General features: G+C 75.5%; 13 protein-coding genes and 1 pseudogene. 6 read left to right on the forward strand and 8 right to left on the reverse strand.

Annotation, left to right across the window (positions count from 1 at the left end; translation table 11 throughout):
* The gene (locus WCD58_RS08950) at nucleotides 1-468 is read left to right on the forward strand and encodes an HAD family hydrolase (RefSeq protein ID WP_337701758.1); all 468 of its coding nucleotides are present in this window, start codon (nucleotides 1-3) and stop codon (nucleotides 466-468) included.
* A gap of 7 nt (nucleotides 469-475) precedes the next feature.
* On the opposite strand, the gene WCD58_RS08955 is transcribed toward WCD58_RS08950, so the two are convergent.
* From WCD58_RS08955 to WCD58_RS08975, 5 genes are all read right to left on the reverse strand, one after another.
* Nucleotides 476-1,963 (reverse strand): AMP-binding protein, encoded by a 1,488-nt coding sequence (locus tag WCD58_RS08955; RefSeq protein ID WP_337701760.1) that lies wholly within the window; start codon nucleotides 1,961-1,963, stop codon nucleotides 476-478.
* 88 nt (nucleotides 1,964-2,051) lie between these two features.
* On the reverse strand, nucleotides 2,052-2,528 hold the full coding sequence (locus WCD58_RS08960) for a methylated-DNA--[protein]-cysteine S-methyltransferase (RefSeq protein WP_337701762.1): 477 nt from the start codon (nucleotides 2,526-2,528) through the stop codon (nucleotides 2,052-2,054).
* Between the two features lie 96 nt (nucleotides 2,529-2,624).
* A complete protein-coding gene (locus WCD58_RS08965; RefSeq protein ID WP_337701764.1) occupies nucleotides 2,625-2,909 on the reverse strand; it encodes a MoaD/ThiS family protein in 285 nt (94 codons plus the stop codon).
* On the reverse strand, nucleotides 2,909-4,000 hold the full coding sequence (moaA, locus tag WCD58_RS08970) for a GTP 3',8-cyclase MoaA (RefSeq protein ID WP_337701766.1): 1,092 nt from the start codon (nucleotides 3,998-4,000) through the stop codon (nucleotides 2,909-2,911). Before moaA ends, WCD58_RS08965 begins: the two co-directional genes overlap by 1 nt.
* Before the next feature lie 218 nt (nucleotides 4,001-4,218).
* Nucleotides 4,219-4,821 (reverse strand): TetR/AcrR family transcriptional regulator, encoded by a 603-nt coding sequence (locus WCD58_RS08975; protein WP_337701768.1) that lies wholly within the window; start codon nucleotides 4,819-4,821, stop codon nucleotides 4,219-4,221.
* A gap of 94 nt (nucleotides 4,822-4,915) precedes the next feature.
* On the opposite strand from WCD58_RS08975, the pseudogene WCD58_RS08980 reads away from it, so the two are divergent.
* The 4 genes and pseudogenes from WCD58_RS08980 to WCD58_RS08995 form a co-directional block, all read left to right on the forward strand.
* Nucleotides 4,916-5,143: pseudogene (locus WCD58_RS08980) on the forward strand (NAD(P)H-binding protein); the annotation flags it as partial.
* Between the two features lie 131 nt (nucleotides 5,144-5,274).
* Nucleotides 5,275-5,487 (forward strand): NAD(P)H-binding protein, encoded by a 213-nt coding sequence (locus WCD58_RS08985; protein WP_337701771.1) that lies wholly within the window; start codon nucleotides 5,275-5,277, stop codon nucleotides 5,485-5,487.
* Nucleotides 5,488-5,564: 77 nt separating this feature from the next.
* A complete protein-coding gene (locus WCD58_RS08990) occupies nucleotides 5,565-6,617 on the forward strand; it encodes an efflux RND transporter periplasmic adaptor subunit (RefSeq protein WP_337701772.1) in 1,053 nt (350 codons plus the stop codon).
* On the forward strand, nucleotides 6,614-7,117 hold the full coding sequence (locus WCD58_RS08995) for a hypothetical protein (protein ID WP_337701774.1): 504 nt from the start codon (nucleotides 6,614-6,616) through the stop codon (nucleotides 7,115-7,117). Before WCD58_RS08990 ends, WCD58_RS08995 begins: the two co-directional genes overlap by 4 nt.
* Here WCD58_RS08995 and WCD58_RS09000 read toward each other — a convergent pair whose 3' ends face one another.
* Together WCD58_RS09000 and WCD58_RS09005 are read right to left on the reverse strand one after the other, a co-directional pair.
* Nucleotides 7,118-8,146, reverse strand: a complete 1,029-nt coding sequence (locus WCD58_RS09000) for a hypothetical protein (protein WP_337701776.1) — start codon at nucleotides 8,144-8,146, stop codon at nucleotides 7,118-7,120.
* A complete protein-coding gene (locus WCD58_RS09005) occupies nucleotides 8,130-9,305 on the reverse strand; it encodes a DUF8814 domain-containing protein (protein ID WP_337701778.1) in 1,176 nt (391 codons plus the stop codon). The genes WCD58_RS09000 and WCD58_RS09005 overlap by 17 nt, the downstream gene beginning before the upstream one ends.
* A 336-nt stretch (nucleotides 9,306-9,641) precedes the next feature.
* Here WCD58_RS09005 and WCD58_RS09010 point away from each other — a divergent pair, with 336 nt between their 5' ends.
* Nucleotides 9,642-10,295, forward strand: a complete 654-nt coding sequence (locus tag WCD58_RS09010; protein WP_337701780.1) for a response regulator transcription factor — start codon at nucleotides 9,642-9,644, stop codon at nucleotides 10,293-10,295.
* 55 nt (nucleotides 10,296-10,350) lie between these two features.
* Here the strand turns inward: WCD58_RS09010 and WCD58_RS09015 are convergent, their stop codons facing one another.
* Entirely contained in the window at nucleotides 10,351-11,556 is a 1,206-nt protein-coding gene (locus WCD58_RS09015; RefSeq protein WP_337701783.1) for an acyl-CoA dehydrogenase family protein, read from the reverse strand.
* Nucleotides 11,557-11,674 lie beyond the last annotated feature (118 nt).

Below are 11,674 nucleotides of genomic sequence, written 5' to 3' on the forward strand. Positions count from 1 at the left end.
GTGGACACGGACGACGCGCTCTGGGGCGCGCTCGACCGGGTGGCGGAGACGCCGACGCTGCTCGTGGCCTGCGCCTTCGACGGGGCGCTCGCGCCGGACGAGGGCGATCCCGACCAGGCGCGCGCCGAGCAGGTGTCGTCGGAGGCGCTCAACGTGCTCGTGGCCCTGGCGGACACGACCGTCGCCGTCGTCTCCGACCGTGCGGCCGACGAGGTCGCCGAGCTGATGTTCCTGTCCGGCGCGAAGGGCGGCCTGCGGGTCGTCGCGCCGGAGGGGTTGCCCGCCCTGCGCGACGAGGTCGGGGCCACCGCGCTCGTCGGCGTCGGGGTCGCGATCGCCGGGGCGTCCGGCGACGTGATCGTGGGCGTCGGCGAGGACCTCGGCGCCGGGGCGCCCTACGAGGTCGAGGACGTCGACGACGTCGCCGACCTGCTCGAGGAGCTCGCCGGCCTGCGCCGCCGGGTCTGAGCGGGGTCTAGCTCGCCCGCTCCCGCAGCGCCGTCTTGTCGACCTTGCCGGTGTCGGTCAGCGGCATCTCCTCGATCACCGTGACCTCGCGCGGCGCGGCCATCGCGCCCTGGTGCTCGGCGACGTGCTCGGCGAGCTCGCCCGCGTCCACGGCCCCGTCGGCGACCACCGCCGCGTGCACGCTCTCCGACCCGTCCGCGTCCGGCGCGCCGAACACCGCCGCCTCCCGCACGGCGGGGTGCTCGACCAGCACGTTCTCCACCTCGGAGGTGTGCACGTGCCCGCCGACGACCACGACGACGTCGCCGAGCCGGTCGACGACGTGCAGGTAGCCCCGGTCGTCGAGGAAGCCGACGTCGCCGGTGCGCACCCAGCCGTCCGGGGTGATCGTGCGGGCGGTGAGCTCGGGCTGCTTCCAGTAGCCGTCCATGGCCATCCCGGTGCGCACCCACAGCTCGCCGGGCCGGCCGTCGCGCAGGCGCGCGCCGTCCTCGTCGCACACGGCCAGCTCGGTCGTCGGCAGCACGCGCCCGACCGTCAGCAGCAGCTCCGGGTCGTCGTGCTCCTCGCGGGACAGGATGCTGATGCCGCCCGCCTCGGTCTGGCCGTAGAACTGGACGAACACCCGCCCGATCCGGCGGACGGCCTCGGCGAGGCGGGAGGGCACCGCGGGCGCGCCGCCGTAGACGACGGTGCGCAGGCTGGTGAGGTCGCGGCGGTCGAGATCTGCGTGGTCGAGCAGCCGGTGCAGCAGCGGCGGGAGCAGCCACAGGTCGGTGATCCGCTCGCGCTCGATCGTCGCGAGGACCTCGGCGGGGTCGAACCCGTCGAGCAGGACGACGGTGCCGCCGCCGGCCAGCGTGCGGTCGGCGATGCCGCCGGCGGCGTGCGCGATGGTGGTGCAGACGAGCTGGCGGCCCGGGGAGTCGCCGAACATCCCCGCGAACCGGCCGGGTTCCTCGGTCATGCGCAGGTGGTGGCCGAACGTGTAGGTGATGCCCTTGGGGTGGCCGGTGGTCCCGCCGGTGTGCCGGATCTGCTCGACGTCCCCGGGGCGTGCCCCGCACGCGACGGGGCTCGCGTCGACGCCGGCGACGAGGGCGTCGTCGACGACGACGGTCGGCACGGGGCGGGCGTGCGCGAGCACCGCGTCCGCCTCGGCGGTGTGGCCGGGCGCGACGAGCACCAGGGCGGCGTCGACGTCGTCGACGATCCGGCCGCGGGCGCTTTCCGCGAGCCCGGCGTAGGGCTGGGTGACGCCGGCGCCCAGGAGGTTCGCGGCGTAGCGGGCGACGATCACCTCGGGCTCGTTGCCGCCGATGATCACCGCGAGGTCGCCGGGCGCCAGGCCACGCCCGGCGAGGACGCGCGCCGTGCGGTGCACGGCGTCGGCGAGGTCGCCGAAGCTCAGGCGCCGGTCGCGGTGCACGAGAGCGAGGTCCTCGCGGTGCTCCGAGAACGCCTGCAGGTGGGTCTCGACGTCCGCGCGCGGCATGGCCGACCTCCTCGATCGCCGGTGATCGTTAGCTGAAGCAACGATTACCCGATGATCGGGAGGTCGGCCCCCGGATGTGAGCGGTGAGTCAGAACAGCAGGGTGTCGCGCGCCTCGAGGTCGAGGAGCGTGCGCTTGCGGTCCAGGCCCCCGGCGTACCCGGTCAGGCTGCCGTCGGACCCGACGACGCGGTGGCACGGCACGACGATGGCGACGGGGTTGCGGGCCATGGCCCCGCCGACGCGCCGGGCGTCGACGGGCTCGAGCCCGCACGCGGCGGCGAGCTTGCCGTAGCTGACCGTCTCGCCGTAGCCGACCGAGCGCAGCTCCTCCAGGACGCGGCGGTCCCAGGCGGGGTGCGCGGACAGGTCGACGGGCACGGTGAACTCCCGCAGCGAGCCGTCGAGGTAGGCGTCGATCTCGCGGCGGGCGAGGTCGAGGACCTGCTCGGCGGCCTCGTCGCGGTCGGCGTCCCCGTCGACGGGGGAGAACCCGAGCAGGGTGAGGCCCTGCGCGGAGGCCTCGAGGTGCAGCGGGCCGATGGTGGTCTCGTGGACGACGCTCATGTCCTGTAGAACACCGCCGACGTCGAGCGCGTGGCGATACGGACGCTCAATGACAGCGACGCCACCCTATCGGCGTGCTCAGTAGGACGCTGACGTTCAGCCGCCGGCGAAGGGCGGGAGGACGTCGAACACGGCGCCGCCGGCGAGGACCGTGGTGCGGTCGTGCACCGCGGTCTCGTCGAGCAGGAAGCTCGCGGCGGCGAGGACGCGGGCGAGGGCATCGCCGTGGTCGGCGGCCAGGGCGGTGATCAGGTCGGCGACGGTGGCGCCGGCGGGGACCTCGAGGGCTTCGCTGCGCGTGCCGGCGGCGGCCTTGGCGCCGGCGAAGTAGCGCACCGTCACGGTGTTCGTGGTGACGCGGACGTCGGTCGAAGCGGTCATCATCCTCCGATCGCGCTCATGGGCCGGTCGGGCTGCAGGAAGCCCGGGTCGTCGATGCCGTGGCCGGGCTTCTTGCCCCACATGGCCACGCGCCAGGCGTCGGCGATCTCGTCGTCGGTGCCGCCGCCGCGCAGCAGGCTGCGCAGGTCGTTCTCGGTGGTGGAGAACAGGCAGTTGCGCACCTGGCCGTCGGCGGTGAGCCGCGTGCGGTCGCAGTTGCCGCAGAACGGGCGGGTCACCGAGGCGATGACGCCGACCTTCGCCGGCCCGCCGTCGTGGCCGGTCCAGCCGTCGACGAGGAACCGCTCGGCCGGCGCCCCGCCGCGCTCGGCGGTGTCCTCGCGCAGCGTGAAGCGGGTGCGCAGCGACGCCAGGATCTGCTCGGCGGTGATCATGCGGTCGCGCTGCCACGAGTGGCCGGCGTCGAGCGGCATCTGCTCGATGATGCGCAGCTCGTAGCCCTCCTCGAGCGCCCACGCGAGCAGGTCCGGCGCCTCGTCGTCGTTGAGCCCGGGCATCAGGACCGTGTTGATCTTGATGGGGTCGAGCCCGTGCTCGCGCGCGGCGCGCAGCCCGGCGAGGACGTCGCCCAACCGGTCGCGACGGGTGATCTCGGCGAACCGCTCGGGGCGCAGGGTGTCGAGGGAGACGTTGACCCGGTCGAGACCCGCGGCGGCCAGGGCGGCGGCGCGCCGCGTCAGACCGAGAGCGTTGGTGGTCACCGACATCTCGGGGCGCGGCGACAGCGCGGCGGTGGCCGCCACGATGTCCTCGAGCCCCTTGCGCAGCAGCGGCTCGCCCCCGGTGAAGCGGATCTCCCGCACGCCCAGCAGCTCCACGGCGACGCGCACCAGGCGCACGATCTCGTCGTCGGTGAGCGCCTGCTCGGTCGGCATCCACTCCAGGCCCTCGGCGGGCATGCAGTAGGTGCAGCGCAGGTTGCAGCGGTCGGTCAGCGACACACGCAGATCGGTGGCGACACGTCCCCAGGAGTCGACCAGGCGGGCGTCGGCGGGACGGCCGCTGGTGTCCGTGGTGGCGGTGGTGGCGGCCCCGGGGACGGCCGGCACTCCGAGGTCGAGAACGGTCATCACGATCCACCCTAACCGTGTCGGGCACCGGCGGTGAGCCACATCTCCGCAGGTCGGAGGCCTCGTCCGCAGATGCGGTGAGGTGCGGCGGAAGAAGATCGCAGGTGCGGCGGCCGGTGCGGGGAAACGGTCCGATCGGAGAGGCGCCTCACGTCCTGCTCCGAACCCTCGGGGTGTCCGCCGCGCCGGATGCCGACACACGGCCCGGGGTGCGCCGGTCAGCGGGGGAGCAGTCCTCGCACGGCGGCACGGGCGAGCCCGCGGGGGTCGGCGGTCCGGTCGGTGCCGCCGAAGGCCGCGAGGAACGTCGTCATCTGGCACGCCCCGAGCAGGAGCAGCGCCGCCGCCCGCGGGTCGGTCGCGGCGTCGACCCGGCCGAGCCGGGCCTCGGCCGCGAGGTAGTCCGCGAGACCGTCGACGGCCACGTGCGGACCGGTCCCGAGCCGCGCGAGCGCCGCCCGGTGTGCGGCGAGGATCGCCGGCTCCGAGAACAGCGAGGCCCCCATCGGGAACGTCTCGCGGTAGAAGGCGACCGCCTCGGTCGCCACCTCGACGAGGATCTCCTCGACGTCCGCCGTGCCCACCCGCGCGGGCAGGCCGTCGAGGACGTCGGTGAAGCGCGAGGGCACCCGCTCGACGAGCACGGCGACGAACAGCGCCGTCTTGTCCTCGAAGTGCTTGTACAGCGCGGCCTCGGAGAACCCGGCCTCGCGCGCGATCTCCCTGGTGGTGGCGCGCGCGACCCCCCGGTCCCGCATGACGGTGAGGGCCGCGTCGAGCATGCGGTCCCGCGTCGACCGGCTTGACGTGTCCCTCGGCACGTCGTCATCCTAGGTTGGTGAGTACTCACTCACCAAGGAGAGGGTCGTGCGGATCGTGGTGCTGGGGGCGTCCGGCCGGACCGGGCGCGAGGTCGTGACGCAGGCCCTCGCGGAGGGCCACGAGGTGGTGGCGGTGGCGCGCGCGGGGTCGGAGGTCCCGGCCGGGGCGACCGTCGTGCGGGCCGGCCTCGACGAGCCCGACGCCCTGGACGGCGCGGTCCGCGGCGCCGACGCGGTCGTCTCGGCGCTGGGCGCGCGCGGGCGGGGCCCGACGACGGTGTGCACCGACGGCGTCACCGCGGTCCTCGCGGTGATGGCGCGGACCGGGGTGCGCCGGCTGGTGGTGGTCAGCGCCTCCGGGCTGCCCGGCGAGGGCGACGACCTCGCCGTCCGCCTGCTCGTCAAGCCGATCCTGCAGCGGGTGTTCCGCCATCCCTATGCGGACTGGCCCGCATGGAGGAGATCGTCCGCGCGAGCGACCGCGACTGGACGATCGTGCGCCCGCCCCAGCTCACCGACGGTCCGCGCACCGGGAGCTACCGGCGCATCCTCGACCGCCACCTGCCGAAGGGGCACCGCGTGGCCCGCGCCGACCTCGCCGCGGAGCTGCTCCGCCTCGCTCGGGAAGGTGACGCGGTGGGGCACCTCGTGGCGGTCGCGGACTGACTCCTCGCTCGGACGGGTGACACGCCGGGTCCGCGGTTCCCCGGAGTGCGCGGGGACCGGCACTACCGTCGGCCACCATGTCCACCGGTCGGCGCCGCCTGGGCTGGCTGCTGCCGACGGTGCTGGTGGTCGTCCTGCTCGCCGGCGCCGGGACGGTGGCGGTCCTGCTGCGCGCGCCGCAGCTCCTGCCCGGCCCGGGAGCCGCCGTCGTGCCGGTGGTGCGCGCCGACGTCGTCACCGAGCTCCGCGCGCCGGGGACGGTCCGCAGCGCGGGCGACGCGGACGTCTCGTTCGTGACCAGCGGCGTCGTGCGGACGGTCGACGTCGCCACGGGCGCCGTCGTCGCGCCCGGGGACGTCCTGGCGACCCTCGACGACGGCCCGGTCCGCGGGCGGATCGCCGCCGCCCAGACCGCCCTCGCCGCCGACACCCGCAACATCACCGCCGCCCGCGCCGCCGTCCCCGTCGACCTCGTCGCGGTCGGGCGGTTCGAGGCCGACGCCGCCCGGGACCGCGCGGAGCTGGCCGAGGCGAACCGCCAGCTCGAGGGCACCGTGCTGCGCGCTCCGCGCGGCGGCACGGTGACGGCGGTCGCCGGGCAGGTCGGCGACCGCGTCGTCGCCGGCGCCCCCACCCCCGACGACGCCCCGAGCCGCCGGCCTTTCGTGCGCCTCGCGGACCTCAGCGCGCTCGTCGTCCGGGCCGCGGTGGCGCCCCGCGACGTCCCCCGCGCGGCGACCGGGCAGCCGGCGTCGGCGGTCGTCGACGGCGTCGGCGACCCGGTGCTCGGCGAGGTCGTCGGCGTCGAGCCGGCGCCGGGCCCGGACGGCGCCTACGGCGTCTCCGTCGCGGCGTCGCTGCCCCCGCCGACGCTGCGGGTCGGCCAGGTCGCCGACGTGCGGGTGGTCGTCGACCGCGCGGTCGGGGTGCTCGTCGTGCCGCCCGCCGCCGTGCGGCCCACGGGTCCGGGGCGGGGCACGGTGCTCGTGCGCCCGGCGGACGGCCGCGGCCCCGACCGAGTCGTCGGGGTCACCACCGGGATCGCGGACGCCACGTCGATCGAGATCCGTGCCGGGCTGCGGGAAGGTGACCGCGTCCTCGTCCCGCGCGACCCGGGGCCGCGGCCGTGACCGACCGCGACGACTCCGGGTACGACCACAGCGACGACTGGGAGGACGAGTACTACCGGGCCCGGGAGTACGCGACCGACCCGGGCTCGCGGCCCGACGGCGAGGACGAGCCGCCCGCGGGCCGGGAGCGGCCCCGCCCGCGGCGCTGGGTGACGGCCCTGGCGATGCTGACCGTGTTCGTGCTCGGCGTCGTCGGGGGAGTGATCGCCGACCGCTACCTCGCGGTCGGCTGCCTGTCCTGCGCGCCGCCCGCGGGCGTCGGCGTCCCGCTCGTCGGCACGCTCGAGAGCACCGGCGACGGCCTGATCGCCGTGCGGACCCCGGAGGGCAGGCTCGTGCCCGTGCGGACCTCGCCCGCCACCCGCGTCGTCGGCCAGGAGCAGCGCCCCGAGCAGGTCGGCGGCCTCACGCGCGGCACGCGGGTGAGTGTGCTGGGCGTGCCCGACGCCGACGGCGTCGTCACCGCCGAGAGCGTGGGGGTTCCGGCCGCGGGCCGGTGATCACAGAGCCCGGTCGAGCCAGTCGAGCACGTCCTGGCCCCACCACGTGCCGGCCCCGGCGTCGTTCACCGGCGTCGCGGGCGGGAGCGGTGCCGGGAGGAGCTGCGGGATCCCGAGATCGGGCACGAGACCCGGCGGCGGCGTGACGGGCGTGGTCGTGGTGGTGGTGGTCGTCGTGCTCGTCGTCGTGGACGTCGTCGTGTCGGCCGGGGGCTGCGACGGGCGCGAGGGACGGCTGGGCTGCGACGGCCGGCTGGGCTGCGACGGCTGGGACGGCTGGGACGGCTGAGACCCGGCGGTCGTCGTGGTGGTCGTCGGCTCGGTGGTGGTGGTCGTGGGTGCCGTCGTCGTGGTCGTCGGCTGCGTGGTCGTCGGCTCGACGGATGTGGTCGTCGTGGTCGGCTCGGTGGTCGTGGTGGTGGGCTCCGTCGACGTCGTCGACGTCGTCGATGTGGTGGTCGTCGTCGGGTCCGGGGTCACCGTCTTCGTCCGCGTCTCGGTGCGCGTCTCGGTGGTCACCGGCGCCGGCACGGCGGTCGTGGTCAGCCACAGGGCGCGCAGGACGGGGCCGTCGCCGCCGTCGGCGCGGCGCAGCAGCACGCGGACCGACAGCTCGGTGCTCGGACCGCCGAGGCGGGCCTGTCCCTCGCGGGGCACGGTGACCCAGGAGCCCCAGGTGCCGTCGCCGCGCAGCCCGCGCGCCTCGACGACCACCGACGCGCCGGTCGGGACGTCGGCGGTGGGGACGCCGGCGACGGAGTCGACGACGCCCGTGGTGCGCCGCGGCGCGAGGACCAGTTCGCCGTCGCGGGCGCCGGTGTCGTCGAGCCGGATGGCGCCGCCGTCGAGGACGACGCCGCGGTCGTCGCCGCCGTCGATCGCGAGCTCGGGCGACCAGCTCTCGGTGCGCGGCGGGTCGGTCGCAGCACCGGCCGTGCCCGCGGGCACGGCGAGCGCGAGCGCGAGCCCCACGGCACCGGCCGCGACGGCGAGGGCGCTGGCGCGCCGGGAGTCAGCAGGACGGGACATCGCGCGCCTCCACCTGGTCGGCCGGGACGAACTGGGCGGGCCCGAGGCGGATCCACCGGGTGCCGACCCCGGTGCGACCGCCCGCGGCGTCCACCGCGCACTCGTAGGACATGCGGGCCTGCGGGGCGACGACCCCGACGACGGCCGCGTCGGCGGCGGGCGCGGCACGGACCTCGAGGCGCGCGGTGCGGTCGATCGCGGTGCCCGAGGGGCCGGTGCCCGTCCAGAGGTAGGTGACGGTGACCCAGGCGTTGTCGGTGAGCCCGAGGTCGTCGCGGAACGTGCCGTCGGCGAGGTCGATGCCCGCGGGGTTGGCGATGCGGCGCCCGGAGCCGTCGCGGCCGCCGCGGTAGTCGTCGGTGAACGCGGCCTCGGCCTGCGGACGCCCGCGGGGCAGGTCGTTGAACTCCTGCCGTGTCGCGCTCTCGCTCCAGTAGTCGTCGCGGGTGTTCCACGGGCCGACGTCCCAGAGCGGCACCCAGGTGCAGCGGGTCTCGGACGCGCAGACGCGCGCGGTGTAGTCGCCCTCACCGCGCGGGCTCAGGCTGCGCCGGGAGGGCAGGGCGGCGAAGCGGTCGTCGCGCACGACCTCGTGGCCGTTGGCGGTGTCGTTGCCGACGAGCCCGATCCGGGTCGCGAAGACGCGGGAGGTCAGCGGGACGGTGGTCGCCGGGGCCGGCGCCGCGAAGCGCAGCGGGCCCTGCTCGGCGGTCAGCCCCAGCCGGCGCAGCGCGGGCCCGGAGCCGTCCGGCGCGGCGACGAGCGTGACGCGCACCTGGATCTGGAACGTCGCCTGCTCGAGGCGCGCGGGGCGGCCCGGCTCGGCCTCGCGCCACTCGCTCCACGTGTCGTCCTCGCGGATGCCGCGCACGGCGACGACGACCTGCGCGCCCGCCGGGACGTCGGCGGTGACCTCGGCGGACACCTGGTCGGTGACGGCGGCGGGGCGGCGCGGGGCGAGCAGGAGCTGTCCCTCGGCCGGCGCCTCACCGGTGCTCGTCGCGCGGGGGGCGCGGTCGCGCAGCCGCACGGCCTCGTCGGCGGTGACCACGTTGCTGTCGTCGCCGCCCTCGATCGCGAGCTCGGCGACCCACGACTCGCTCGTGGGCACGGCGCTCGCCACGGGAGCGGCGAGGACGGACGCGAGGACCGCGCCCACCGCCACGGCGGTACCGGTTGCCCTCCGGGTCCGGTGTCCGGTCCGGCCTCCCGCCATCAGTGCTCCCGCGAATCCGGGTCCCCGGTGGAGTCGAGGACGTCGGCGCCCATGCAAGGTCGTCCACTCTGTGTGGACAAGCGAAAGCAGGGAGACGCATGTGGGTGATAGCCGGGCAGGGGACTTACAACACTGTGATTCGGTTGATCTCCACCCCGCGCGTCGCCACGCCGGTCGTCACCCTGATGAGGTACGTCTATCGGGGTGCACGAGAGCGGGGGCTCAGGAGAGACGTGTGTCGTCCACGACGGGCGGCCACAGGCGCGACGTCGGCTGCAGATGCTGGTCGACACCGTCGCGGGTCCCGAGGCGGTCGCGGTCGCCCGCGACGCCGACGACCTGCTGACGCGCCTCGCGGCGACCCCTCGGGCGATCGCGGTCCTCGGCCTGGCCGAGACCGAGCCGAGCGGGCTGGACGTGGTGCGCCGCGTGCTCGCCGAGGCCCCCGGCACCGCGGTGCTCGTCGCCGGGTCGGGGGAGGCGCACGCGCCCGCCCAGCAGGCGCTCGCCGAGGGCGCCGCGGGCTTCCTGCGCTGGGAGGCGCCGCGCGCGATGATCCGCACGCTGGTCCGCAGCCTCGCCTCCACGGCGGCCGGCGACGACCTGGTGCCCCGGCCCGCGGTCCCGTCGGCGCGCGGTCCGGTCGAGGGCTTCTCGACGCCCGAGGACGGCCTGCACGACGTCGTCGTCGACCTGGACGCCCAGAAGCGCCTCGACCTGTCGGTGCGCGAGGTGCAGGTGCTCATCGGCGTCAGCCGCGGGCTCACCAACGCCGACATCGGCCGGCGGCTCTACCTCTCCGACCACACCGTCAAGTCCCACACCGGGCACCTGTTCCGCAAGCTGGCCGCGAGCGACCGTGCGCAGGCGGTCAGCCACGCCTGGCGCCTCGGCCTGTTCGTGCCCGCGCCGACACGTCGCGCCGGCGCCTGACCCCATGTGAGCGAACTTTGGGGTGATAGCCCCAAAGTTCGCTCACGTAGACCGGTCAGCCGTGCGCCTTGAGCTCCTGGCGCGCCACGGAGCGCAGGTGCACCTCGTCGGGGCCGTCGGCCAGACGCAGGGCGCGCGCCCAGGCGTAGGCGTACGCGAGCGGGAAGTCGTCGGACACCCCGCCGCCGCCGTGGATCTGGATCGCGCGGTCGATGACGGCGCACGCCATCCGCGGGCAGACGACCTTGATCGCCGCGATCTCGGTGGCGGCACCCCGCGAGCCGACGTTGTCGATCAGCCAGGCCGTCTTGAGCACCAGCAGGCGCGCCTGCTCGATCTCGATGCGGCTCTCGGCGATCTGCTCGCGCACGACGCCCTGCTCGCCCAGGGTCTTGCCGAACGCCACGCGGTCGTTGGCCCGGCGCACCATCGCGTCCACGGCGCGCTCGGCCATGCCGATGAGGCGCATGCAGTGGTGGATGCGGCCGGGCCCGAGGCGCGCCTGGGCGATCGCGAAGCCGCCGCCCTCCTCGCCGAGGAGGTTCGACGCCGGCACGCGCACCTCGTTGAGCTCGAGCTCGCAGTGCCCGTGCTGGTCCTGGTAGCCGAACACCGGCAGCGGGCGGGTGATCGTCAGGCCCGGCGCGTCGCGGGGCACGAGGATCATCGACTGCTGGCGGTGGGTCGGGGCGTCCGGGTCGGTCTTGCCCATGACGATGAAGACCTGGCAGCGCGGGTCGGCCGCGCCGGAGATCCACCACTTCTTGCCCGTGATCACGTACTCGTCGCCGTCGCGGCGGATCGAGGTCGTGATGTTGGTGGCGTCCGACGACGCGACGGCGGGCTCGGTCATCGCGAAGGCCGACCGGATCTCGCCGGAGAGCAGCGGCTCGAGCCACTGCTGCTTCTGCTCGGTGGTGCCGAACAGGTGCAGGGTCTCCATGTTGCCGGTGTCGGGCGCCTGGCAGTTGATCGCCTCGGGCGCGATCACCGGCGACCAGCCCGAGACCTCCGCGACCGCCGCGTACTCGAGGTTCGACAGCCCCGAGACGTCGGGCAGGAAGAGGTTCCACAGCCCGCGCTCGCGGGCCTCGCTCTTGAGCTCCTCCATCACCGGCGGCAGGTCGTGCTCGGCCGACGTCCCGCGGCGCTCCTCGCGCCAGGCGTCGTAGACCTTCTCGGCGGGCAGCACCACCTCGTCGAGGAAGGCGCGCATCCGGTCGGTGTAGTCCTGAGCCGCGGCACTGGGGGCGAAGTCCACCTCCGCACCTTCCCACCGCCCGGCCCGACCGCGCGAGGGAAGCGCCGGACGACCCGTCGGGACGGCCGCACGCCGGACATGCGGCTCACGCGGGGCTGTACAGACGCGTTCACGGTCA

Source organism: Actinomycetospora flava, from assembly GCF_037400335.1.
In the GTDB taxonomy this organism is placed as follows: domain Bacteria; phylum Actinomycetota; class Actinomycetes; order Mycobacteriales; family Pseudonocardiaceae; genus Actinomycetospora; species Actinomycetospora flava.

What these genes read in the sequence shown, in the direction of transcription:
- WCD58_RS09010 (WP_337701780.1), top strand. Translation starts at nt 9,642, where the DNA reads ATGCTGGTCGACACCGTCGCGGGTCCCGAGGCGGTCGCGGTCGCCCGC.
- WCD58_RS08985 (WP_337701771.1), top strand. Translation starts at nt 5,275, where the DNA reads ATGGAGGAGATCGTCCGCGCGAGCGACCGCGACTGGACGATCGTGCGC.
- WCD58_RS08990 (WP_337701772.1), top strand. Translation starts at nt 5,565, where the DNA reads ATGTCCACCGGTCGGCGCCGCCTGGGCTGGCTGCTGCCGACGGTGCTG.
- WCD58_RS08965 (WP_337701764.1), bottom strand. Translation starts at nt 2,909, where the DNA reads ATGACCGCTTCGACCGACGTCCGCGTCACCACGAACACCGTGACGGTG.
- WCD58_RS09000 (WP_337701776.1), bottom strand. Translation starts at nt 8,146, where the DNA reads ATGTCCCGTCCTGCTGACTCCCGGCGCGCCAGCGCCCTCGCCGTCGCG.
- WCD58_RS08955 (WP_337701760.1), bottom strand. Translation starts at nt 1,963, where the DNA reads ATGCCGCGCGCGGACGTCGAGACCCACCTGCAGGCGTTCTCGGAGCAC.
- moaA (WP_337701766.1), bottom strand. Translation starts at nt 4,000, where the DNA reads ATGACCGTTCTCGACCTCGGAGTGCCGGCCGTCCCCGGGGCCGCCACC.
- WCD58_RS08960 (WP_337701762.1), bottom strand. Translation starts at nt 2,528, where the DNA reads ATGAGCGTCGTCCACGAGACCACCATCGGCCCGCTGCACCTCGAGGCC.